This is a genomic window from Collinsella aerofaciens (genome assembly GCF_015556945.1).
Taxonomy (GTDB): Bacteria; Actinomycetota; Coriobacteriia; order Coriobacteriales; family Coriobacteriaceae; genus Collinsella; species Collinsella aerofaciens_AO.
The window spans coordinates 26,022-50,458 of the sequence record NZ_JADNNH010000012.1; the positions used below are offsets into that span (position 1 = coordinate 26,022).

Below are 24,437 nucleotides of genomic sequence, written 5' to 3' on the forward strand. Positions count from 1 at the left end.
GGCCCCGAGCCCCAGCACCGTTTAACAACGCCACCGCCGAGCTCCCCTCCAGCGGTGGCGTTTTCCATATGCGTCCGCAGGGGATGCACGAGATTGTCTTTGGTCTAGCCCAACCGGCATACGCTGGCGTGCGACAATTGGGGCTGCCGATATCACAACACTGAGAGAAGCCCGTCATGGAAGCGCATCAAAAGCAGATAACCGTTTATTCGAATCATACGGAAAGCGCGCCTGTCATCTACCTTCCTGTGGTCGTGGGCGACGGCAGCGAGGTTTATAAGTGTTGCCGAGAGCTCGACTGTCCGCCATTCGCCCTCGTCACCATTGGCGGGCTCGATTGGAATCGCGAGCTGAGCCCCTGGGCATGCGACGGGACCGTACGCGATGCCGAGCCTTTCGGAGGCCAAGCTGCCGATTTTCTTGATGAGCTGCTGAATCAGATAATCCCCCAGGTCGAGTCGTCGCTTCCTCAGCCGCCCACCTGGCGCGGCATTGCCGGTTACTCGCTCGCGGGCCTCTTCGCACTCTGGTCCCTCTGGCAAACCGACGCCTTTGACCGCGCCGCGAGCGCATCGGGGTCGCTATGGTTTCCCGACTTTGTCGACCGTGCCAGCACGGCCCCTTTTGCCGGCAGCCCGCAAGCCGTCTACCTGTCACTCGGCAAAAAGGAAACCAAGACGCCCAACCGCATGATGCGGCATGTACTCGACGACACACGCGCGATGGAAGCGTTGCTCGTCGAGCGCGGCATTCCAACAACGCTGGAGCTCAACCCCGGCAATCACTTTGCCCAAACCGACTTACGCATGGCCCGCGGCATCCACTGGATACTGACACATTAAAAATGGTGCCCACACGCATATACGCATGGGCACCATATCTTGTTTTAGCTGAACGCAGCTGCTACTCAGCAGCCTCCTCGAGCTCGGAGACATCAAACTCAAAGTCGTTACCCGGCAGGATGGCGTTGAGCACAATGCCCACCAGTGAGCCCACGGCAATGCCGGACAGCGAAATGGTCACGCCGCCCAGCTCCAACACGATGGCGCCGGCGGTGCTGTACGCGATGCCGAGCGAAAGCACGAGCACCAGCGCGGCAACCAGCACGTTGCGGTTGTTCTGGAAATCGACCTGGTTCTCGATGAGGTTGCGGACGCCCACAGCGCTGATCATGCCGTAGAGCACGAGCGACACACCGCCGATCACACACGCCGGCATGGCCGCAATGACAGCCGCGAACTTGGGGCAGAACGAAAGCACGATGGCGCAACACGCGGCAATTCGAATTACGCGCGGGTCGAACACGCGCGTCAGGGCGAGCACGCCGGTGTTCTCACCATACGTAGTGTTGGCCGGAGCGCCAAAGAGCGAAGCCAGAATCGTGGCAAGGCCGTCGCCGAGCAGCGTGCGATGCAGACCGGGATCGGCAATGTAGTTGCGCTCGCAAGTCGAACCGATAGCAGAGATATCGCCGATATGCTCGATCATGGTCGCGAAAGCCAGCGGCATGATGGTGATGATGGCCGTCGTGGCAAGACCGCTATCGAACTGCGGGCCAAAGAGTGCAAACACGGTGTTGTCCCACACGACGGGCAAGCCAACCCAGGGAGCGGCCGCGACGCCCGAAAAATCGACCTCGCCCAGCGCAGTCGCAACGGCATAGCTCACCACAACGCCCAGCAAAATCGGCACAATCTTGACCATGCCGCGGCCCCAGATGTTGCAGATCACGATAACGGCAACGGCAATAACAGCCACAAACCAGTTGGTCTGGCAGTTGGCAATAGCGGAGCTCGCCAGAATCAAGCCGATGGAAATGACGATAGGGCCAGTCACCACCGGCGGGAAGAAGCGCATAACGCGCTTGGCGCCAAACGCGCGGAAGAGCGCCGCCAGCACCGGATAGAGCAGACCGGCGCAGGCTACGCCCAGGCAGGCGTAGGGCAAAAGCTCGGTCTCGCCGTTGGGCGCGATTGCGGCATAACCGGCAATAAAGGCAAACGATGAGCCCAAAAATGCCGGCACCTTACCGCGCGACAGGAAGTGGAACAGGAGCGTGCCCAGGCCGGCAAACAAAAGCGTTGCCGAAACCGAGAGACCGGTGAGCACGGGTACCAGCACGGTGGCGCCAAACATGGCAAACAGATGCTGCAGGCCGAGCAAAAACATGCGCGGGCGGCCGAGCGACGACGCATCGTAGATGGCATCGGCGACGGCGGGCGTCGAGGACTGGGACATGGATGTCCTTTCGAATGGAAGGGCGATCGGGCATATCGGATAACCTGCCCCGAACGATACGATCCGAACCATTGTACGCGATACGCCATGCCTCGCACGCGCCGCCACCTGCAAACGCTAGCGCTATTTCCAAACGCGCTCGGCAATGCGCTTGACCAGCGCGATCTTCGCCCACTGCTCGTCCTCGGTCAACTTGTTGCCAATCTCGCAGCTGGCAAAGCCACACTGCGGAGACAGATACAGGTTCTCGAGCGGAACATACTTTGCAGCCTCGTGGATGCGCTCTACAATAACATCCTCGTTCTCGAGCTCTGCCGCCTTGGTGGTCACCAAGCCCAGCACGACCTTCTTGCCGGGAGCGACGTGCTTGAGCGGCTCAAAACCACCGGCGCGCGGCGTATCGAACTCCAGATAGAACGCATCGACATCCTCATGCGCAAACAGGTACGGCGCGATGGGGTCGTAGCCGCCCTCAAAAGCGTAGGTGGAGTGGTAGTTGCCGCGGCATACATGCGTGTTGATAACCAAATCGTCGGGCTTGTCCGCGATGGCGGCGTTGTTGAGCGCCACGCCCAGCTCGCTCACCTTTTGCAGGTCAACCGGGCTCATGCCAGTCTTGGACACAAAGTCGGTATCGCAATAGATGCCCCAGGTGCAGTCATCAAATTGAATGTTGCGGCAGCCTGCGGCATACAGGTCGGCAATCACGGTGCGGTATGCTGCGGCGATGGCATCGGCGAGCTCTTCGTCGGTCTTGTAGACAGCGCGCAGGCTTTCCTGCTGGCCATCGCAGCGGTCGAGCGTGACTTCGGAGAACGTCTGAATCGGCGCCGGGATGGTCTGGCGTGCAACGTGACCCTCGCCCTCAAGTGCCTTGACAAACTTAAAGTGCTCGACGAAGGGGTGGTTCTCGCCGCTGATGGGGCCGGTCACCACGGCGGTATCGGCCGTGGTCTCCTCGTCGTGGAACATATAGCCCGTACGCGAGGTACGGCGTTCAATGCCGTTGAGCCCCCACATAAAGTCGAGGTGCCAGTAACTGCGGCGAAACTCGCCATCGGTGATGACCTGCAGGCCGGCCGCCTTCTGCTTTGCCACCAAATCGCGAATGGCATCGTCCTCGACGGCCTTAAGGCCGTCGTCATCGAGCGTACCCGCGGCGTAGGCGGCACGGGCGTCCTTCACGGCCTGCGGACGAAGAAAACTGCCGACGATATCGGCGCGAAACGGCGCGTTCGGTTGAATCGAAGTGCTCATAGATATCTCCCTTTGCATTGGTTGCTTTACTGGGACAGAGTATGAGCGCTCATATGGCCATCGTAAAATATATGTTTATAACAGTTTGATATAGATGCTTCCTATATCAGTTGGGACTGCCATAAAGAGATTTGACCCGTGCAGAACGCAGCGGCTAAATATGTTGACGAATCGCGTCGATATAGGCCTGTCCATAGCGCGTGAGCGTCGTATTTTTGCGTGTGATAATGCCGATCTCCATGTACTCGTCTACATCGAGCGGAATGGAGATAATACCGGGGCCGTTAAGTTCATGGCTGATCACGCCCGAGCACACCGTGTAGCCGTTGAGGCCCATGACCAGGTTGAACAACGTCGCACGGTCACGCACGCGGATATTCTTGCGGCGCTCAAAGGTCGAGGTCAGCTCCTCGGAATAGTAAAACGAATTGTAGCTACCCTGCTCATAGGACAAAAATGGGTAGTCCTCGAGGTCTTCGAGCGTCACGCTGGCGTGGTCCGCCAGCGGATGGTCGGCACACACAAAGACGTGTGGCGTGGCGCAGAAGAGTCCTTCGAACACGAGCTCGTTGGCCGCCAGCATGCGCTCGATGACCTCGCGATTGTGCTCCGACAGATACAGGATGCCGAGCTCGCTTTTCATGTGCGCGACGTCCTCGATAATCTCGTGGGTTTGCTCCTCGCGCAGGGTAAAGTCGTAACGCGCGGCATCGAACTCGCGAATCACGTCAACAAACGCGTTAACGGCAAAGGAATAATGCTGGCAGCTCACACTAAAGTGCGGCACCTGCTCGGAAGCGCCCTTGTACTTGCCCTCGAGCAGGTCGGCCTGGTCGAGTACCTGGCGCGCATAGCCCAAGAAGGTCTCGCCTTCCTCGGACACAACGACGCCCTTGTTAGTGCGCTCAAAGATGTGCACGCCCATCTCGTTTTCGAGATCGCGAATCGATGCGGTAATCGAAGGCTGCGACACAAAGAGCCGGCGCGAGGCCTCGGTGATGCTGCCGCATTCGGCAACTTTGACGACATATCTGAGCTGCTGGAGCTTCATGATGGCCTCCCTAGACGTTCGTGACGTCGAAACCCGTCGCATCCATCTGACGCATAAACGGCGGCATCTCCCCCGTCGCGGCGCAGGCGGCAATCTGATGCAGAGCCCCGGCAACCGCATCGTCTGCCGCGGCGCCGATATGCCAGCGTGCGGCAGCCGTGACGGCCTCGTTGGCATTGGCGACTGCAACGGAGTTGGGAACAGCATCGATCATGGGCAGGTCGTTATCGGAATCGCCAAATACGGCCACCTCGTCGGGCGTCAGGCCCAAAGCGCGCGCCAGCTCCAGCGCAGCGCAACCCTTGTCCCAACCTGCTGGAAGAATGTCGAGCAGGCGCACCCGGTTGTTGGGAAACACAAGCGAGAGCTCCGGCACCTCGGCGGCAATGCGCTCGCGCAGCTCAGCGAGCTCTTCGCGCGAGCGGGCGCTCCAGATATTCGCCTTGTATACCGGGGCATCATCGACAACAGGACGGCACGGGGCCTCTTCGCCTTTGAGCCACGCGTTGCCGCCCGACTCCATGGCGCGGCGCACGCGCTCGAGATCGCTCGTCACGCAGTAGGCATCGTTATTCCAAAAGTCATCACCCAGGCTGTAGACCTTCAGATACGTATCATCGGTCTCTTGCTCCAAGTAGTCAGCCAAGCGCATAAGGGCGGCGTTGTCGGTCGCATGCGAGGCTACCGCCTCGCCGTCCACAAACATGACCTGGCCGTTACAGAACGCACCGGTCGAAAAACACTCGGAACGATTTTTGAACATCCAGCCCATCGCGGACGGCTGGCGGCCCGAAACCGGTCCAAAGTGCAGACCCGCCGCCTGCATGACATGAATGCCCTCAATGGCGTAGTCGCTGGCGCCGTCATGCCCAGCCGGAATCAGCGTATCGTCTATATCGGTTAGCACAAGTTTGATCATAGAGTCCCCCAGTCGTTTTCACCCTAACCATTGTAACGACCTGCCAATAAGAGACAGGTTTATTTTGGCTGGTTTTATCTGGGAAAATGCAGCGCCCCAGTTGCCACCTGCCAAAATAAACCTGTCCCTTTTTGGCAGGTGCGCTAGTATAGGGAACAACAGATTCGATGCGGGAGTGCCGGCGGTGCAAACCACAAGGCTGAGAGGGCATGGGGCCCAATCCTTTGAACCTGTCAGTTAATGCTGGCGTAGGGAGCATGCCGCCTTTACAGGGGCGCTGTCTATGCACAGCGCCCCTTTTCTATGCCAAGGAGGCATGTGCAGTGATTGATTCGGAACAGCTTAAGCAAAATGTGGTGAAGGCCGTGGAGGAGATTCGTGCCACCAATCCGATGGCCGGCTCTATCACCAACACGGTGACGATCGACTTTGTCGCCAACGCGCAGCTCGCCGTGGGCGGTTCGGCCGCCATGGTCTATCTGCCCGACGAGGGCGAGGCACTCGTTGCCGGCGGCGGCGCCATCTATCTCAATATGGGCACGCTCTTCCCCATCTACGAGCAAACGATTCCCCGCGCGGCCAAGGCAGCACACGATGCCGGCAAGCCCTGGGTGCTCGATCCGGTTGGCCTGGGCATCGGTAGCCTGCGCACCCAGCTGGTAAACGAGCTCAAGCAGTACAAGCCCGCCATCGTGCGCGGCAACGCCTCCGAGATTATCGCGCTCGCCGGCCTGTGGGGCCTTGAGGGCGAGGCGGCTGATCTGAGCCGCGTGCGCGGTGTCGATACCACCGACACGGTCGACGCCGCCCGCGACGCCGCCGTGGCGCTCGCCCGCTACACCGGCGGCGCCGTAGTGGTCTCGGGTGAAGTCGACCTGATCACCGACGGCACGACCGTGGCCAAGTCCCACGGCGGCAGCCCGCTCATGTCCAAGATCACCGGCTGCGGCTGCTCGCAGGGCGGCGTGCTGGCCGTGTACGCCTGTGCCGCCGACCCGTTTACGGCAGTCATCTGCGGCGCCGCCGTCTACAACGTTGCCGGCACGCGTGCCGCCGCTGTCGCCGATGCCCCGGCAAGCTTTAAGGTCGCCTTTATCGACGAGCTCTACCGCGCAACCGCCCAGGACATTGCCGATAACCAACTCGAGCTCGAGGAGGCATAAGCCATGTCCGAGCCCGCAACCAATGCCGGCATGAACACGCTCGTCGCCGTGGCCATCGCCCCGTGCGGCACCGGCGACGAGCTGTCCGCCGAGGTCGCCGAGGTCGTGCGCGTCATTCGCGAGAGCGGCCTTCCCAACCGCACCACCTCGATGTTCACCGAGATCGAGGGCGACTGGGACGAGGTCATGCAGGTCGTGCGCGACGCAACCTTTGTGTTGGCGAGCAAGGGCATCCGCACCGAAGTCGTGCTCAAAGCCGATATTCGACCCGGATTTACCGACACCATGACCGGCAAGCTCGAGCGCATGGAAGCACAGATCAAAAAGCAGGAGGAAGCACGATGAGCATCCGCGACAACCTTGATATCTCGGCCTATCTGGTACTCGGCCCCGAAAACACGCTCGGGCGTCCCGTGGGCGATGTGGTGGCCCAGGCGCTCGACGCAGGCTTTACCTGCATCCAGGTGCGCTCCAAGGTGGCAAGCGCCCGCGAGATTATTGCGCTGACGGGCGACGCCGCGCAGGCAATCGCACAGGCCGGCAAGACCGGTCAGGTCGCCCTGCTGATCGACGACCGCCTGGACTGCGTGCTTGCCGCGCGCGAGCAGGGCATCGCTGTCGACGGCGTGCACGTGGGCCAGAGCGATATTCCCGTCGAGGTCTGTCGCAAGCTGCTGGGCCCCGACGCCATCGTGGGCCTTTCGGCCCGTTGCGAGGAGATGCTCGAGTACGTCAAGACCGCCGACATGAGCCTAGTCGACTACCTGGGCATCGGCCCACTCCACGAGACCGAGACCAAGCGCGACTGCGGACGCGCGGCCGATGGCTCCATCATCACCAAGAGCTTTGAGGACCTGGCTGCCCTCCACGCGGCAAGCCCCGTGCCCATCGTGGTGGGCGGCGGCGTCAAGACGGCCGACCTGCCGCAGCTTAAGGCAACCGGCGTCGATGGCTTCTTTGTGGTGAGCGCCGTCTGCAGTGCCGACGACCCCTACGCCGCGGCCAAGGAGCTCGTCGACACCTGGCAGCAGGCATAGGCATAAGCCGAGCAGCTGATCCGCAGCCTCATATCTTCAGCAATGGAAAGCGCATCCCAGTTTGGACGTCCATTTTGGGATGCGCTTTCCGCCACAGCCCCTACCCCGCCAGATACGCTTCCAACGCCGGCAAGGTCGCCTCCGCATCACGACGACCGACCTGGTAGATGCGCTCGAGCTCATCGGGCTCGCGGCACAGCGACGGCACCTTCACCGATTCGCTCGGCCGCACCACAAAGACCTCGCCGGCAGCCTCGCGACGTGCCAGGTCATCGAGCGTGGCATTGTAGACCTCATGCCGATGCTCAAGCGCTGCAACAAACTCCGGGTAGTGACGGAACACGCGCCGCAGCATGGGCATCACGCTGTTGGGCTGCTTCACAAAGCCCGCCGGCTGCGTGAGTACCACGATGTTTCGGTCATATCCCTGCGCAAACAGCCATGCACTGGGAATAGAATCAGCCACGCCGCCATCCAGATACTTATGCCCGTCAATAACAACGGGACGCGTCGCCACGGGAATCGCCGACGACGCCCGGATCCACTCGATATCACGCTCGTCGCCATAGGGCAGGTCGTGATAGACGGCCTTGCCCGTCTCGATATCGGTACACACGCACGTAAATCGCATGGGGCAGGCGCGATACGTCTCCAAGTCGATGGGATCGCGCTCGATGGGCACCTCGTGATAGGCAAAATCGGCATTGAACATATCGCCAGTTCGCAGCCAGCTTGCTACACCCGCATAGCGCTTGTCGGCGCAATAGGCCTTGTTGTAGCGAATGGCACGGCCGATCTGTCGTGATTTAAAGTTGTAGCCAAACGCCGCTCCTGCCGAGACACCCACCATATGGTCGCAGGTCAAACCGTGCTCCATCCAAACGTCGAGCACGCCCGCCGTATACATACCGCGGTAGCCGCCTCCCTCGAGCGCCAGCCCCACCGTGCGCGTCATATTTGACTGTGCCATGCGACCATCTCCGTTCCCGCGTTTTAAACCGGGACAAGTATACCCGTCAACATATATCGTCTCAGTCGCATTTTTATCAAGCATCGCATCGTCGCGCTACCGCTTGTCGAATAATAGCCGCCCGCAGCATGTGCACCCATCTATAATTGTGCACTGCTGTTTATGCTACTCAGCAGTTATCAACAGCGAACATTCGTCGGCAAATTAACCCAACAACGCAGCAAGACGGGGGCCTGGATACACGCAAAACGCCGAGCAACGACGCGTGTACACAACGAGCTCGCCCGACGCAATCCGCCCCGACCTCAGAAAGCCGCTTAGAACATGGAAACTGTCAGCAATTACACCGAAACGCTCGAAAAGACCGTCCGCGACCTTCTCGAGCGTCAGGATGATCTGATTAGGACCGCCTTTACCGACCAGCTTACCGGACTTGGCAACCGCGGCGGCTTTGCCCGTTCCCTCGAGGAGCTCTGGGAGCAGGACGCCCCCGTTACCATGGCGTTCATCGATATCGACAATCTCAAGCACTGCAACGATGTCTTTGGCCACGACGAGGGCAACCGCTATATCTTGCAGGTAAGCCTTTATCTCAAGCTGTATATGAAGGTAGACGAGGCGGCATTTCGTCTGGGAGGCGACGAGTTTGCCATCCTATCTACGATTGCGACCGAGGACGACCTCGCCGAACGTCTGGAACACTGCCGAACGATCCTGCTCAAAAACAACGATTCCGAGATGCCCCACTCGTTTAGCTACGGAGTGGCACACGCCGACCCCGCCCTGGGCGAAGCCTCCAATCGCATGACACTCGATGCCGACCATCGCATGTACGACTACAAGCTACGTCATGCCATGCATCTTGATCGACGTAATATCGCGCAAGTCCACACCGACGACTTCGAAATAAGCGACCGTATTTTCGACGCCTTTTCGATGCTCAACGAAGGCCGTTATTTCTTTATCGAGAACTTGGACAAGGACCGCACCCTTTGGTCGCAAGGTGCCTTGCGCGATCTCGGTCTTCCTTCGGAGCACATAGACAGCTGCCGCGATTTCTGGAAGACGCGCGTCCATCCCGATGACCTCGAGGCCTACGCCAACGACATCAACCAGATCTTTAACGGCTCCAAACACCGCCGCGTCATGCAGTACCGCATGCGCAATGCCGCGGGTGACTACGTTCTCTGCCGTGCTCGCGGGTTTCGCATCGACGGCGACGGAAATGTCCCCTCGCTCTATGTCGGCGAGCTCGTCAACCACTCGCTTGTCGAAACCGTCGACGCCGCCACAGGCCTCGGAACGCAGCGCATGCTGGTCAACGCTATCGATGCCTGCCGTCGCGACCGCTGCGAGACGGGGCTTATAGCGGTGCGCATTCGTGGCACGGCGAATCTCAACGAGCTCTACGGGGCCGAGGCTGTCGACAGCATGCTTGCCGAATACGCAGGCCGCATGCTGTCGATCACCCGCGGCAGAAGCCGGGTCTTCCGTTCACGAAGCGTCCAGTTCGTCGTGCTCAGCAACGATTTGGACCACGAGGCATTCGAGCAACTGACCCGCCACCTTAAAGAGGCCGTTTTCGCTCCTGTTCAAATCGCAGGCGACACCATTACTCCCGTCTGCCTTGTCGTCCCGGCCTTTTACGAGCACTTAGCCCATCAAGCGACCGCCGTTTTAGGCGAACTCGACCGTCGCCTTCGCACGGCCGGCGGGCTTGTTCCCAACGACAGCCTCCCCATACCCGAGGCGGAGCGCAAAAGCGCCATCGCCGAACGTATCGACTCGCTCACGGGTCTCTATCGACCCAGCGAGTTTATGCGGCGCGCCAACGCATTTCTCGAGGCAAGGCGCGACGACACCTGGTGCATCGCCACCGTCGACATGGGTCACATGCGCCTGTTTAATGAATGGCACGGCCAGGCCGAGGGCGACCGCGTACTCGCCGATGTGGGCACGGTCCTCAAGGACATCGAGAATGCCGATATGGGCGTCGCAGGGTACTGGGGCCAAGATGACTTTTGCGTACTCATCCCCTTTAAGCACATCACCGTCCATCAAATCTACAACCGCGTTCGCGAGGCAGTAGCCAGGCATGATGACGGCGTAGGTTTTTGGCCGTCCATGGGCATTTACCCCATCGACTCCAATGAGGAGATCACCATCGATGCGCAGGCAAAGGCCATGTTTACCAATCGACGCGCCAAAAACGACTTCAAGGAGCGCATTGCTATTTTCCGCCCCGAAGAATATGAACACGAGATTGCGTTCCACCGCACGCTGACCGAGTTCCAGTACGCGCTCTCAAATGGCCGCATCACGTGCTACCTGCAGCCCCAGGTCGATATGGAAACCGGCGAGATCATTGGCGCCGAGGCACTTACGCGCTGGATTGACAAGGACGGCTCTCTCATTTCGCCCGCAACGTTTATCCCCGCACTCGAGGAAAGCGGCTTTGTGGTGACGCTCGACAAGTACATTTGGCAGGGTGTCGCCATATGGCTTCGCGAGCGTCTCGATCGCGATCTTCGCGTGGTTCCGGTCTCGCTTAATGTGTCTCGCGTGGACATTCTTGCCTGCGACGTTGCCGAGCATATGGGATCGCTCGCCGCCCAATACAACCTGCCGCCCGAGCTCATGCGCATCGAGATCACCGAGACGGCTTATACGGGAGAGTCCGAAGCCGTGGACAAACTGACAGCCGACTTGCACACCCGCGGCTTCTCGACCTATATGGACGATTTTGGCACCGGTCAGTCCACGCTCGCGATGCTCAAGAACGTCAACGTCGACGTCATCAAGCTCGACCGCACCTTTGTGCCCACCGACCGCGATCAAGGCCGCAGCGCGCAGATCGTGTTATCGATGCTCGAGATGGCGCAGTCGCTCCATCTGCCCATTGTAATCGAAGGCGTCGAGACAAATGAGCAGGCGAACATGCTACGACAAATGGGCGCCCGCTACGCTCAGGGCTTCCTCTACTACCGCCCCATGCCGGTGAAGGATTTTGAGGCATTGCTCGATGGCGGCAATAATAACTGATACGTTCGCGCGCAAAACGCCACCGTCGAAAGGGGCATTTGTCCCCATTGGCTAACTTATATCCCCAATCCAAACCGAATTGGGGATATGATACAAACCGTTTTTCCGCCCAAGGAGGTTATCCATCATGAACGAGTCGTACCGCATGGGCGAGCAATCGATTATTGCCTATCTTCAGCGACTTGCGAATGGCGTCTCGACCGCCGAACTCGATGTTGCCGCGCTGCCTGCAGATCTACGCGCCGTTGGTGAGCAACTGCAAAAGACGCATGCCATCCTGCAACAAGAGCGCCAGCTGCTTGAGCGCAACGCCTATATCGACCCGCTCACCAACTTGGGCAACCGCAGCGGACTCGACCGTCACGTCGAGCAGCTCTGGCGCAAAGGCGATCCCTTCACCTGCGCCTATATTGACATCGACCATCTCAAGCATTGCAATGATAGGTTTGGCCACGCCGAAGGCAATCGCTATATTCTGAGCATCTGCCGCACGCTCTCCGAAACCATGGAGCACAATGAGATGCTGTTCCGTATCGGTGGAGACGAGTTTGTGCTTATCTCGCTCTCCGCAAACGAGACTGAACTCGAGCAGCGCTTGGAGCAGGTGCGTGCCGGGCTGATCGAGGCGAGCTCAGGTGGCAAGGCGCCCATGATCGCCAGCTTTAGCTTTGGCTGCTCGCGCGTCGATCCACTTGCCGGCGACACGCGTCGCCAGATGACGATGGATGCCGATCGCAAGATGTATCGCTATAAGCTTATGCATCGTGTACAGCAACCGAAAGACAATGACGCACCACAACGCCCAATCGTCGATCAGCTTCCCTGCAACGACCGGGTGTTCCAAGCAATCTCCATGAGCTCCGAGACGCGCTATCCGTTCATCCTCAACCTCGATACGGGCGAATCGCAATGGTCGGTTAACGCCGTGCGCGATTTTGACCTGCCCTCCCAGCACCCTTTTAACTCGGTCGACATGTGGCTCGCCCGCGTTCATCCCGAGGACCGCGACAACGTACGCGCCGAGCTCGACATGGTGATAAACGGCACGTGGCACTTCCACTACATGCAGTATCGCGTAATGGATGCCACCGGAGCATACGCGCTTTGCGACTGCACGGGTTACCGCTTGGACGGCACCGATACCGAGCCCAGCATGTATGTGGGCATCATCATCAACCGAAGCCTAGCGGATACGACCGACTCGGTGACGGGCCTGGGCGATATTCACGCCCTGGTCAACGCTATTGGAGAGATGCGCCGCGTGGCGCGCGAGGCAGGCTTTATTGCCATTAAGGTTGACGATATCGCCGAGGTCAATGCCCGCTTTGGATTTGATGCAGGCGACCGCGTGCTCGCCGAAAGCGCCGCTTGCCTTATGGAATGCTCGCGCGGCAAGGGTCGCCTGTTCCGCTCGACGGGGCCGACATTCGTGGCGCTTTTCGACGACTTTGATCCCGAAGAGACCGACGCGATCGCAGACGAAATCGAGCGGTTCCTGGGTTCTCCCGTGCTCATCGGCTCGCTTGAATATCAGCCGCCCATTCGTGTGGCGACGCTTCATCTGGACGCTGTCGATCGACAGCCCGTTTCCATTTTGAACGAGCTCAAAGCGTTGCTCGGTAAAGCCGTGCAGGTGCCAGGTACCAAACTGGATTAGCACCGCGCCCGCACCGCCTCCCCCATCGTGCGATAATCCTCTGCAGAAGTCACCAACAGCAGAGGGAGTTTGTGATGAAGGTTCTTTTGGTCAATGGCAGTCCCAAGGCAAACGGCAACACCGCCCGCGCACTCGCCGAGGTCGCCGAGCAACTTAATGCAGAAGGCATTGATACCGAGGTGTTTCAGCTGGGCGCCAAGCCCATTCGCGATTGCATCGGTTGCGGCCAGTGCGGCAAGCTCGGCGGTCGCTGTACCTTTGACGACGACGTGGTGAACGAGCTGATCGCTGCCGCCGAGCAGGCAGATGGCTTTGTCTTTGGCTCCCCCGTCTACTATGCGCATCCCAGCGGACGCATCCTCTCGGCTCTCGACCGCGCATTCTATGCTGGCAGCAAGGCCTTTGCGCACAAGCCGGGTGCCGCGGTCGCCGTCGCCCGCCGTGGCGGCACGTCGACCACCTTCGATGTACTCAACAAGTACTTCACTATCAACCAGATGCCCGTGGTGGCCTCCACGTACTGGAACAACGTCTTTGGTGCCATGCCGGGCGAGGCCGCCCAGGACGCCGAGGGCCTGGCCACCATGCGAAACATCAGCAAAAACATGGCCTGGCTCCTTCACTGCATCGAGGCAGGACAGGCCGCCGGCATCAAAGCCCCCGAAGGCGATCGCGCCAGGACCAACTTCATTCGATAGAGCGGCGGAACATGAATATCCAGATTTTTGGCACCAAGAAGTCCTTCGATACCAAGAAGGCCCAGCGCTATTTTAAGGAGCGCCGCATTAAGGTGCAGTTTATCGACCTTAGGGAAAAGGAGATGAGCAAGGGCGAGCTCACGAGCGTGATGCAGGCGGTCGGCGGCATCGACAAGCTGCTCAACCCCAAGGCCAAGGACGAGGAGACGCTCGCGCTCATCCAGCACCTCACCCCTAGCCAGCGCTTCGACAAACTGCTCGAAAACCAGCAGGTTCTAGCCGAGCCCATCGTGCGCAACGGCAAAAAGGCCACCGTCGGTTATTGCCCCGATGTATGGGGAGCCTGGGAGTAGCCTGTGTTATTTGCCGGCGCGTGGGTATAAGAGCAGGCGTTTGGCATAAGATTCAACTGTAAGCCATGTCTAACAAAGGAGGGCACATGCCCAACAAGCCCGTGAAGATCATCATGCTTACCGGATACCTCGGTGCCGGCAAGACCACGCTGCTCAACCACATCCTCGCTAACGACGGCGGCATCCGCGCCGCCGTGATCGTCAACGACATCGGCGAGATCAATGTCGACGCCAGCCTTATCGCCGACGGCGGTCTTTCCGAAACCGACGACCTCATCCCGCTCACCAACGGCTGCATCTGCTGCACGCTTTCGGACGACCTTGCCAACCAGCTGCAGGGCATCGCCGATTCGGGCAACTTCGACTACATCATCATCGAGGCCTCGGGCATTTGCGAGCCTATCCCCATCGCCTACACCATCTCGAGCTTCTGCGACGAGGCCAAGGTGGGCGGCGAGCCCAAGCTCGCGCTCGACAACATCGTGGCCGTGGTCGACTGCGCCCGCATGTACGACGAGTTCAACGGCGGTCGCGACCTGCTGGCCGAGGATATCGACGAGGACGACATCGAGAGCCTGCTCATCCAGCAGATCGAGTTCTGCTCCACGCTGATCCTCAACAAGACCGATACCGTGAGCCCTGAGCAGATCGCCGAGCTTAAGGCCATCGTGCGCAGCCTGCAGAAAGACGCCGTGATCGTCGAGGCCCAAAACGGCGAGGTCCCCATGGAGGAGCTGCTCGACACCGACCGCTTCGACTTTATGCGCGCCTACAACTCCGCCGCCTGGATCGAGGCCATGGAGCATCCCGAGGAGCACGACGACCCCGAGGTGCTCGAGTACGACATCGAGACTTTTGTGTACTCGCGCCGCAAGCCGTTTGACCTGCAGAAGTTCACCGATTTTGTTGAGCAGGAGTGGCCCGACGAGGTCATTCGCGTCAAGGGTCCGTTGTGGCAGACCGGCGATCCGGACATGTGCTACATGTTTGAGCAGGCTGGCCACCAGATGCGCCTGATGGAGAACGGCCTGTTTGTCGACTCGGCGCCCGAGGGCGAGAAGCAGAAGATCATCGACGAGAACCCCGAGATCATGCAGATTTGGGACGACGAGACGGGCGACCGCATGACGAGCCTGTGCATCATCGGCCGTCACATGGACAAGGATGCGCTCATCGTCTCCCTCGATGCCTGCCTGACCGACTGGCACCGCGCCTAGGTTTATCCAAGCGGGTATTTGTCCGCCTACGTAACCGCCAAACCACCACGAAGGTGCCTGTCCCCTTCGTGGTGGTTTTTCGTTCTGAGCCAAGGAGATTCATGTTCAACATTGTGCTGTATGCGCCCGAGATTCCGGCCAATACGGGCAATATCGGCCGCACCTGCGTGGTTACCGGCACCCGCCTGCATCTGGTGGAGCCGCTGGGGTTTTCGCTCGACGACAAGACGGTACGTCGCGCCGGCCTGGGCTACTGGCAAAACTTGGACGTGACGACCTATGCCGGCTGGGAGGACTTCCTTGCGCGCAACGGCCTCTCCCCCGCCGATGGCCGCCTGCATCTGCTGACCAAAAAGGCACGCCGCACCTATGCGCAAAGTACCTACCGCGATGGCGACTACTTGGTCTTTGGCAGCGAGAGCTCAGGGATTCCCGAGCCACTGCTTGCCGCGGCTCCCGAGCGTTGCGAGCGCATCCCGATGCTGCGCGATTGTGACTCACTCGATAACGCCGAGGCTTGGGAAGCTCACGAGGAATCGCTCGGGCATACCGAGGACAGCCACGAGGCCATCCTTCAACAAGATATCTGCGGCAACTTCGTCAATCCGGACGACTATCGTATCAGCGCACTCAACCTCTCCAACAGCGCCGCCATCGTCCTCTACGAGGCGCTGCGCCAAACAGGCTTTCCGGGAATGTGACAAAGGGGCTGTCCCTTTGTCACATTCAAGCGCCACGCCGACGGCACACACCTAATTGATGCTCTAGATAACGAGCCGTCACTTTTAATCAGAATTAACTAAAGTAAAATGAAATTAAACGGCGGTGTGAAAGGAGAGCCTTGTGAAATATCTCGAGAACCCGTTTACCCCCAGTTTTGGCGAGGTTCCTGCCCATCTCGCTGGCAGACAACAGATTATTCGGGATTTGGACCGTGCCTTCTTGAGCCAACGCAGGCGCCCAGAATTGACCTCGATCTTCTCAGGCGCGCGTGGAACCGGTAAAACCGCTCTCATGTCGTCGCTCGCGACAAGGGCGGAATCCCACGGCTGGATAGCCGTAAAGACGACCGCGCTCCCGGGAATGCTTGAGGAAATCGAGTTCGGGGCGAAACGTGCTGCAGGCCACCTCATCGACCCGTCCAACAACTTCGAAGTCACCGGTCTTGGAATTGCACCGCTCGGCAGCATCGAGGTCAATCGCGTTCATGATGCCTCAACCTGGCGTTATCGCATGAGCGACATCATCGACCAGCTCAACGAGGCGGGCACCGGTCTGCTCGTCACGGTTGACGAGGTGGACCCGACACTCGACGAAATGATTCAGCTCGCAGCGACGTATCAGCACTTTGTGACCGATGGGAAACGCGTCGCCCTGCTCATGGCGGGACTTCCCAACAATGTCTCGACGTTGCTGAACCACAAGACGGTCTCGTTCCTTCGCCGCGCCCAACAATATCATCTGGGTCGCATTGCCGACTATGACGTACGCGAGGCCTTGATTCGCACAATCCAGGAAAACGATCGCCTGGCAGATGCTGAGGGAATCGATAGAGCCGTTCGCTCGATCTCTGGTTTTCCCTTCCTGTTGCAACTCGTAGGCTACCGTGCCTGGGATCTCACAAGCGATTCGAAGGAAATCTCGTCACGCGACTTTGACCTGGGAATCAAAATAGCGCGCGACGAGATGGACGACCGAATCCTCGCGGCAACCTATCGGGAACTCACGGCGGAGGACAAACGATTCCTCATCGCCATGCTCGATGACGAGGAAGAGTCCACCACCGCCGACCTTGTCGAGCGCCTTAAGCGTTCGCCGCAGCAGGTCTCCCGCTACCGACGCCGCATGATAGATGCCGGCATCATCGGGGAACGAGGACGAGGGCTCGTCGCATTTGAATTGCCATTCTTCCGCGACTATCTCGCGGCTCAATGCGTGAAATAGGCATCAATGAGGCAAAGGGGCTGTCCCTTTGCCTCATTGTCTATAGGTAGCGACCGGTAATGCTCTTGGAGCAGGCTGCGATGTCGCCCGGCGTGCCGGCGCAGACGATTTGCCCGCCCGCGTCGCCACCGCCTGGGCCCATGTCGATCACGTAATCGGCGTTACGGATAAGGTCGAGGTCATGCTCGATCACGATAACTGTGGCGCCCTTGGCAACGAGGCCGTCGAACACACTCAGCAACACCTGAACATCGAGCGGATGTAGTCCGATTGTGGGCTCGTCGAACACGAATACGGCGTCGTCCTGCACGCGGCCCATCTCGCTCGCAAGCTTAAGGCGCTGCGCCTCGCCGCCCGAAAGCGCCGGTGTGGGCTCGCCAAGTGTGAGATAACCCAAGCCCAGGTCGTGCAAGGTCTGCAAGCGCGTCTGAACTTTCTTGAGTCCCAGTGTGGCGTCGATGGCCTCGTCCACGCTCATGTCCATGAGCTGCGGCAACGTAAGCAGGCTCCCGTCCTTGCCCTCGCGATGGATATGCGAGGCGGCCTCGGCGTAGCGCGAACCACGGCATGCCGGGCAGACGATCTCGACGTCGGGCAAAAACTGCACGTCGAGCGATATCGAGCCCGTGCCGTCGCACGTAGGGCAGCGCAAGGCGCCGGTGTTGTAGCTAAAGGCACCCGCCTTGTAGCCGGCCGCCTTGGCCTCGGGCGTACGGGCGAAGGCGCGGCGCAACTCATCATGGATGTCGGCATAAGTCGCCACCGTCGAGCGCACGTTGGCGCCGATGGGCGTGGCGTCAATCAGGTTGGCACGGGCGATGCCCTCGGCATCGATCCAGCGCACATGGCGTGGCAAGCGCTCGCCAGCTGCCTGTGCCTTAAGCGCCGGGATGAGCGTCTCGAGCACGAGCGTCGTCTTACCCGAACCCGAAACGCCCGTTACCGCGACAAGGCGGCCGCGCGGGATATCGACTTCGAGTGGCTTGACGGTATGGATGGTATCGGTCGCCATACGGATATGGCCCTGGTCGAACATTTCGTCGTCAGTTACCTGCGGACGCAAGCGCTTGGACTCTGAGCGCAAAAACGGCGCGATGCGACTGCCCTGCGATTGTTCGATCTCGTCTACCGTACCAGCAGCGATCACGTTGCCGCCGCCTGCTCCGGCAACGGGGCCCATCTCGACCAGATAATCAGCCTCCGCCAGCACGCGCGTGTCGTGGTCGACAACAACCACGGTGTTGCCGTCATCCACCAGATCGCGCATCACGCCTACCAAGCCGTCGACATTGGCAGGATGCAAGCCGATCGAAGGCTCGTCCAGCACATAAAGCACGCCTGTCGATCGGTTGCGCACCACGCGAGCAAGTTGCACGCGCTGGCGCTCACCCGTGGAGAGCGTGGCGCCAGCACGATCGAGCGAAAGGTAATCGAGGCCCAAGTCGACCAGGCGACGGGCCGCGCTCAAAAACGAATCGCAGATATCCGTCGCCATGGGCCGCATCTCGGGCGGCAAGGATGCGGGCACCCCGCGCACCCACTCAATCGCCTCGCCCAGCGTCATGGCCGCCGCCTGCGCCAGATTGATACCGCGCACCTGGGGCTGGCGCGCAGCCTCGGAGAGACGCGTGCCACCGCAATCGCGGCATGCTCCCTCGCGCAAAAAGCGAGCAACGCGTTTTAAGCCCTTATCGTCCTTGACCTTGGCGAGCGCATTCTCAACGGTATAGACGGCGTTGTAATAGGTAAAGTCGAGCGGCGTGGCGCCCTCGCCGTTTTTGGGCACGTAGAGAATGTGTTTTTTAACCGCCGGGCCGTGGAACACGATGTCGCGCTCTTGAGGCGTGAGCTGGTTAAACGGCACGTCGGTACGCACGCCCATCTCGCCTGCCACCTGCTTCATCAGATCCCACATGAGCGTGCCCCAGGGAAGGACCGCACCCTCGTTGATGGTCTTTGACTCATCGGGCACCAGGCTCGCCTCGTCCACCTCGCGCATGACACCGGTGCCACCACAGGTGGGACACGCACCGCCGCTGTTAAAGGCAAGGTCCTCGGCACTCGGCGCGTAGAACTCGCGACCGCATGCAGGGCACGTGAGCGACAGGCCCGCAGCCACGTTAAGGCTCGGCTCCACGCGCGCCCCGCAGTGCGGGCACACGTGATGGGCGCAACGGCTAAAGAGCAGACGCAGGCTGTTGTTGAGCTCGGTCATGGTACCAAAGGTCGAGCGCACGCCCGGCACGCTGGGGCGCTGATGCAATGCGAGGGCCGCCGGTACGTGCAATACCTCGTCCACCTGGGCATGCTCGGCCTGCGTCAGGCGACGTCGAGTATAGGTGCTGAGTGCTTCCAAGTAGCGACGCGAGCCCTCGGCATAAAGAACCCCCAGTGCCAGCGAACTCTTGCCCGAACCCGACACGCCGGCAATACCCACGAGCTTTCCCAGCGGGATATCAATATCGATGTCCTTAAGGTTATGGACACGCGCGCCACGCACCTCGATAGCCTGCGGGCTCATCTTCTGTTCCGTCACCTTTATCACCCTACTCATGCCATAAAACTCGATCGCGAATGTACTCGCCCAGCATGGGCACGGTAAACCGGACGAGACCGTATCCGGCAGCCTCGATGACGCGTTCGCGAATCAGGCTTGCGCGATATTTGCTCGCCCAACTCTGAGTACGGTCGCAGCGCTCAATGATATCCGCCATACGCGTCGGTTTACCCTCGTCAGCAGCCATGGCCTCGATAAAGAGGCGTTGCGGACTGCGCAATCCATAATACAGGGGCGCGTCGACCGCTTCGTAGAACTCGGAGACGGCATCCGCATGGCCATTCTCGACATCGCACCTTTCAATGACCTGAGAGCCACGCCGGACGGCAGAGCGCCACATGTAATAGCCCACCAGCTGAACCATATAGGGATGCCCCATGCTCTTGTGTGCCGCAAGGTCCGCCGTCTCCGCGTCAACGTAAAGACCAGCGTCTTTGACCGTCTGGATATATGAATCGCGCACCTTGGGCAAAGATATCGCCCCCAGCGTACGCTGCTGGGCACGCCGCAAAAACGTTACGCTCGGCTCTTCGAGCAGATCGTCAACCATGCTGGGTAAGCCGGCGAGCACCAGCGCAAGACCGCGCTGATCGCTATCGGACAAGCCCGTGGCATCCTGGTCTCCGAGCACCTGCTGATAGAGAACGGCAAGAGCCGCCAGCTCCTCGATAGACGCAGACTGCGCCTCGTCAATCGCAAACAGTATGCCCTTGCCTGGACCGAGCTTCTTGAGGCGCTCGTTGACCAGCCCTCGTAACGTCTCGCCCTTTGCTCGCGCCGCCTCGACCGACATCCGGCCAAACGACGGCCCGAACTCCATTGACGTCACAACGGGTTTATTCGAGCGAAGCGCGTCGGTCAATCGGTCGCATAAGCCAAGCGAAGCGGAATCGGAGACAACCGCCCATCCGCGCTCGCTGGCTAAACGCTGCAGCTCCCGCAGGAGAACCGTTTTGCCACAGCCGCGGTTTCCCGTAATGAGCATGAGCCTGCCCGGCGCTCCGGCGCCGTTGTCGAGTCCTTCTTCAAAATCTTCGATAACAGACTCGCGACCGATGAGTATCGGAGGCCGCTTACCAGCCGTGGGCTTAAAGGGATTTGGATTCATGTCGGCCTCCTCGGATTGGCAAACCCTGGTAATAGTTATACCAACTTGTACCGAGTTACACCAATAGCATACGACAAAGGAACTGGCCCTCTATCACCTATGGCCGAAAAACTCGGCGTCCGCCGCTCGCCAGGGGCGGAAGGTGGCGGGATCGACCTTTACATGAGCTGCGGCGGGTACGTCGTACCATTTGACCGTGTAGCCGGCGCCGTGAGAGCAAAAGACCGAGTCGGGCGTGTTGGGCAGATCGGCCTCGGGCTCATAGGCGGCCGTCTCGATTACGCACTCGGCATCATGGCAAGGCGCATAGCCGGCGAACTCCAGGTACAGATGCCCACGACCACTCGTGTAGGCAGCCACCTCCAGCGCGTAATCCTGCACCTCGGATGCCGGTACGCGACCCACAAGCGTCGCCCGATCGCCCGCCATCGTCGGTGGCTCGTACTCGGCACCCATGCGCGTGGCATCCGAGAGCGCCCGGCCCACGCACTCCCCCGGCACCTCAACCTCAAAGTGGTACCACGGCTCCAACAGCACCGTCGCGCCGGCCTCACGCGCCTGCATGAGCCCCTGACGAATCGCGCGGTACGTGGCCTGGCGAAAATCGCCGCCCTCGGTGTGTTTGGCATGCGCACGGCCGCCCGTGAGCGTAATGCGCACATCGGTGATGGGCGAGCCGGTCAGCACGCCCAGGTGATCGCGCTCCATGGCGTTGGTGAGTGCCAGACGCTGCCAGTTAAGATCGAGCTCGTCGGTCGAGGTCACGGTGCCAAACTGCACGCCCGAACCCGCCGGCAACGGTTCCAGGCACAGATGCACCTCGGCATAGTGGCGCAGTGGCTCAAAGTGGCCCACGCCCTCGACCGGCTGCGAAATAGTCTCCTTATAGAGAATGCCGCCAGACTCAAACGCAACCGAAAGGCCAAAACGATCGGCCAACACCCGCTGCACGACCTCGAGCTGCACCGCCCCCATGAGCTGCAGATGTATTTGTTCAAGATGCGTGTTCCAGCTTACGCCGAGCATGGGATCTTCGTCCGCCAACTCAGTCAGCGCTTTGAACACCGCGTGGACATCGTGTTCGCCCGGAAGCACCGTATAGGTGAGGACCGGAGCAATGACGGGCGCATCGCCCGCGGGCTCCGCGCCCAGGGCGTCCCCTGGGCGAACGTGCGCAAGACCCGTCACAGCACAAATACCGCCAGCAGCAACTTCTTGGGCAAGCTCATACTTCTCGCCGTTATAGATGCGTACCTGATCGACCTTCTGTTCCCATGCCTCGGCACCGGAACGTCCGTCAATCATCTGCTTGGCATGCAACGTGCCGCCGGTCACTTTAACCCAAGCCAAACGCTCGCCGTGATCCCCGCGGCTGACACGATAGACGCGCGCGGCAAACTCCGGGAGCCACGCCTGTTCGCGCATCAGCGCGCATATGCCATCCAGCAGCTCGTCCACGCCTTGGTCCTTGAGCGCCGAGCCGGCAAAGCAGGGAAAGAGCTTGCGCTCGGCAACCATGCGCGACAGCGTTGCGACAGAAAGCTCGCCCGCTTCAAAAAACTCCTCGAGCGCCGCCTCGTCCAACGCAGCAGCGTCCTCCTGAACGGCGCCGCCCGCCAGCAGTTCGTTGGCATCCAGGCAGTCCTCGGAAAGACGTTGCCTAAGTTGTGCCAGCAAAACATCGCGGCCGGGATTCTCCAAATCGATTTTGTTGATGAAGATGAACGTCGGGATGTCATAGCGCGCAAGCAGGCGCCACAGGGTTTCGGTATGCCCCTGCACGCCATCGTTGGCACCCACGACCAAAATCGCGTAGTCCAGCGCGCGCATCGTGCGCTCCGCCTCGGCAGAAAAATCGACATGCCCCGGTGCATCCACGAGCATGACGTGGGTTTCACCGTGGTCGAGCACAGCCTGTGACGAGAAGATCGTGATACCGCGCTCGCGCTCGATCGTGTTAGTGTCCAGATGCGAATCGCCATCGTCCACGCGGCCGCGCTTGCGAATGCGACCCGCGTTGAACAGCATGGCCTCGGCCAACGTGGTCTTGCCGGCATCGACATGCGCCAAGATTCCAACGACCGCTTGCTTCGACATGGCTCTCCTCTTATATACAAACCCATCGCACGCGACAACAGGCATCCTCATTCCACACTGGATGATACAATTTACGGGCCGGCGGGCGAAGCGGGCCCTATCCCCCGACCGAGCTCATCGCCCTGCGTTGCCGCGCGGCGATTTTCGTAGGTTCGCGCCTTGCGAAAGCCGGCTTTCAAAACAGCGCAGCGAACGAAAATGGCCCCACACGGAGCCATTTTCGTTCGCGCGAATTGTTGATATGAGGCGTCACTCTTACACCTCGCGCAGCCAATCGAAGGCAACGCGCGGCGTACCGTCCGACACATACACGACGCCGGCACGCTCAAATCCCGCCTTAATACTCGCACCCTGCATGGGCAGGTTGTCCTGATGCGTGTCGATGCGCAGGTGATCGGCACGCTCCTTGGCAAAGGCAAACATCGCAGCCGCGATGCCGTGCACGGTGCCATCGGACGCCACACGGTGCAGCACGGCGTACGGAGTGTCGCTGCGCCACTGGCCGCCCTCGATCACATCGTAGGAACTGTCCGGCCCCGGCAGAAAGGCAAACGTCGCCACCACGCGTCCGTCTTCCTCGCACACATAGCTACCGCCCGCAGCGATATCGCTTTTGAGCTGCTCAGCCGAGGGCGTTCCTGCCGGCCATTGTGTGGCGTTGCCATGCGCGCGCATAAAGGCACGGGCCTCGTCATAGATAGCCATGACAGCGGGGATGTCGGTATCGAGGGTTTTTCTGATCATCACGCGGCGACCTCACGTTTATTGGTATCACTTTGATTGAGCAATGATACCAACGTTTGGAGAGGGGCGCGAAGCAGATGGGAAGCAAAAAGCGAGCCGCCTGGTCAAAGGCAAAAAGCGAGTTTTTGGGCGCTGCCACCGGCGGCGATATGAGCGACCTGTTTGCGCGCGAGGACGAGCGCCGCGACGCCCTGGACGCCGAGCGCGATGAGGCCTGGCGCTACAAGTCGTGCGAGCGCAAAAACCGTTACGACACACGCGCCGAGGCCGAGGCCGTTATGGCCGACTGCGAAAACCGCGGACGGCGCGGTTTGGCCTGCTACAAATGCGAATACTGCGGTGGATGGCACCTGACGTCGCACCCTTGGAAATAGGCGCCGCATCG

21 protein-coding genes and 1 riboswitch are annotated in these 24,437 nt (G+C 60.2%); of the genes, 12 read left to right on the top strand and 9 right to left on the bottom strand.

Features of this window, described 5'->3' with window-relative positions; translation table 11 throughout:
• Positions 1–176 precede the first annotated feature (176 nt).
• Positions 177–842 carry an alpha/beta hydrolase gene (locus tag I2F59_RS04870; RefSeq protein ID WP_117716506.1) on the top strand — a complete coding sequence of 222 codons (666 nt, stop codon included), beginning with the start codon at positions 177–179 and terminating at the stop codon, positions 840–842.
• A gap of 61 nt (positions 843–903) precedes the next feature.
• Here the strand turns inward: I2F59_RS04870 and I2F59_RS04875 are convergent, their stop codons facing one another.
• The 4 genes from I2F59_RS04875 to I2F59_RS04890 all read right to left on the bottom strand — a co-directional run bounded on the left by I2F59_RS04875 (position 904) and on the right by I2F59_RS04890 (position 5,465).
• Positions 904–2,238, bottom strand: coding sequence for a uracil-xanthine permease family protein (locus I2F59_RS04875; RefSeq protein ID WP_195503434.1), 1,335 nt, complete (start codon positions 2,236–2,238; stop codon positions 904–906).
• A 123-nt stretch (positions 2,239–2,361) separates the two neighbouring features.
• Complete coding sequence (locus tag I2F59_RS04880; protein WP_229065345.1) at positions 2,362–3,495, bottom strand: 5-methyltetrahydropteroyltriglutamate--homocysteine S-methyltransferase; 1,134 nt, start codon at positions 3,493–3,495, stop codon at positions 2,362–2,364.
• A 154-nt stretch (positions 3,496–3,649) separates the two neighbouring features.
• A complete protein-coding gene (locus I2F59_RS04885) occupies positions 3,650–4,546 on the bottom strand; it encodes a LysR family transcriptional regulator (protein WP_195503436.1) in 897 nt (298 codons plus the stop codon).
• Between the two features lie 10 nt (positions 4,547–4,556).
• Positions 4,557–5,465, bottom strand: coding sequence for an HAD-IIB family hydrolase (locus tag I2F59_RS04890; protein WP_195503437.1), 909 nt, complete (start codon positions 5,463–5,465; stop codon positions 4,557–4,559).
• Between the two features lie 161 nt (positions 5,466–5,626).
• A riboswitch (TPP riboswitch) is annotated at positions 5,627–5,737 on the top strand.
• Between the two features lie 51 nt (positions 5,738–5,788).
• Between I2F59_RS04890 and thiM the strand changes: the two genes are divergently transcribed.
• From thiM to I2F59_RS04905, 3 genes are read left to right on the top strand one after another with little or no spacing between them, the layout of a single operon-like run.
• Entirely contained in the window at positions 5,789–6,628 is an 840-nt protein-coding gene (gene thiM / locus I2F59_RS04895; RefSeq protein ID WP_195503438.1) for a hydroxyethylthiazole kinase, read from the top strand.
• 3 nt (positions 6,629–6,631) lie between these two features.
• Positions 6,632–6,973 carry a thiamine-binding protein gene (locus I2F59_RS04900; RefSeq protein ID WP_225093307.1) on the top strand — a complete coding sequence of 114 codons (342 nt, stop codon included), beginning with the start codon at positions 6,632–6,634 and terminating at the stop codon, positions 6,971–6,973.
• Positions 6,970–7,665 (top strand): thiamine phosphate synthase, encoded by a 696-nt coding sequence (locus I2F59_RS04905; RefSeq protein WP_006234517.1) that lies wholly within the window; start codon positions 6,970–6,972, stop codon positions 7,663–7,665. The genes I2F59_RS04900 and I2F59_RS04905 overlap by 4 nt, the downstream gene beginning before the upstream one ends.
• 100 nt (positions 7,666–7,765) lie before the next feature.
• Here the strand turns inward: I2F59_RS04905 and I2F59_RS04910 are convergent, their stop codons facing one another.
• Positions 7,766–8,635, bottom strand: coding sequence for a patatin-like phospholipase family protein (locus I2F59_RS04910; protein ID WP_195503439.1), 870 nt, complete (start codon positions 8,633–8,635; stop codon positions 7,766–7,768).
• 324 nt (positions 8,636–8,959) lie between these two features.
• On the opposite strand from I2F59_RS04910, the gene I2F59_RS04915 reads away from it, so the two are divergent.
• The 7 genes from I2F59_RS04915 (at position 8,960) to I2F59_RS04945 (ending at position 17,546) form a co-directional block, all read left to right on the top strand.
• A complete protein-coding gene (locus I2F59_RS04915) occupies positions 8,960–11,677 on the top strand; it encodes a bifunctional diguanylate cyclase/phosphodiesterase (RefSeq protein WP_195503440.1) in 2,718 nt (905 codons plus the stop codon).
• A gap of 127 nt (positions 11,678–11,804) precedes the next feature.
• Positions 11,805–13,334, top strand: a complete 1,530-nt coding sequence (locus tag I2F59_RS04920) for a diguanylate cyclase domain-containing protein (protein ID WP_195503441.1) — start codon at positions 11,805–11,807, stop codon at positions 13,332–13,334.
• Positions 13,335–13,408: 74 nt separating this feature from the next.
• On the top strand, positions 13,409–14,032 hold the full coding sequence (locus I2F59_RS04925) for a flavodoxin family protein (protein ID WP_195503442.1): 624 nt from the start codon (positions 13,409–13,411) through the stop codon (positions 14,030–14,032).
• Between the two features lie 11 nt (positions 14,033–14,043).
• The gene (locus I2F59_RS04930; RefSeq protein ID WP_117769844.1) at positions 14,044–14,385 is read left to right on the top strand and encodes an arsenate reductase family protein; all 342 of its coding nucleotides are present in this window, start codon (positions 14,044–14,046) and stop codon (positions 14,383–14,385) included.
• 86 nt (positions 14,386–14,471) lie between these two features.
• Positions 14,472–15,602 (top strand): GTP-binding protein, encoded by a 1,131-nt coding sequence (locus I2F59_RS04935; RefSeq protein ID WP_195503443.1) that lies wholly within the window; start codon positions 14,472–14,474, stop codon positions 15,600–15,602.
• A gap of 101 nt (positions 15,603–15,703) precedes the next feature.
• Complete coding sequence (locus I2F59_RS04940; protein WP_195503444.1) at positions 15,704–16,303, top strand: tRNA (cytidine(34)-2'-O)-methyltransferase; 600 nt, start codon at positions 15,704–15,706, stop codon at positions 16,301–16,303.
• Between the two features lie 142 nt (positions 16,304–16,445).
• Positions 16,446–17,546: an ATP-binding protein gene (locus tag I2F59_RS04945; protein ID WP_271755748.1), complete on the top strand. Its 1,101-nt coding sequence runs from the start codon at positions 16,446–16,448 to the stop codon at positions 17,544–17,546.
• Between the two features lie 40 nt (positions 17,547–17,586).
• Here I2F59_RS04945 and I2F59_RS04950 read toward each other — a convergent pair whose 3' ends face one another.
• The 4 genes from I2F59_RS04950 to I2F59_RS04965 form a co-directional block, all read right to left on the bottom strand.
• Positions 17,587–20,100, bottom strand: a complete 2,514-nt coding sequence (locus I2F59_RS04950) for an excinuclease ABC subunit UvrA (RefSeq protein ID WP_195503445.1) — start codon at positions 20,098–20,100, stop codon at positions 17,587–17,589.
• The gene (locus I2F59_RS04955; protein ID WP_195503446.1) at positions 20,093–21,211 is read right to left on the bottom strand and encodes an AAA family ATPase; all 1,119 of its coding nucleotides are present in this window, start codon (positions 21,209–21,211) and stop codon (positions 20,093–20,095) included. Before I2F59_RS04955 ends, I2F59_RS04950 begins: the two co-directional genes overlap by 8 nt.
• Before the next feature lie 93 nt (positions 21,212–21,304).
• Complete coding sequence (locus I2F59_RS04960) at positions 21,305–23,308, bottom strand: GTP-binding protein (RefSeq protein WP_195503447.1); 2,004 nt, start codon at positions 23,306–23,308, stop codon at positions 21,305–21,307.
• Positions 23,309–23,563: 255 nt separating this feature from the next.
• Positions 23,564–24,052, bottom strand: coding sequence for a GNAT family N-acetyltransferase (locus tag I2F59_RS04965; protein ID WP_195503448.1), 489 nt, complete (start codon positions 24,050–24,052; stop codon positions 23,564–23,566).
• Between the two features lie 77 nt (positions 24,053–24,129).
• Here I2F59_RS04965 and I2F59_RS04970 point away from each other — a divergent pair, with 77 nt between their 5' ends.
• Complete coding sequence (locus tag I2F59_RS04970; protein WP_055310006.1) at positions 24,130–24,426, top strand: hypothetical protein; 297 nt, start codon at positions 24,130–24,132, stop codon at positions 24,424–24,426.
• The last annotated feature ends 11 nt before the right edge of the window (positions 24,427–24,437 follow it).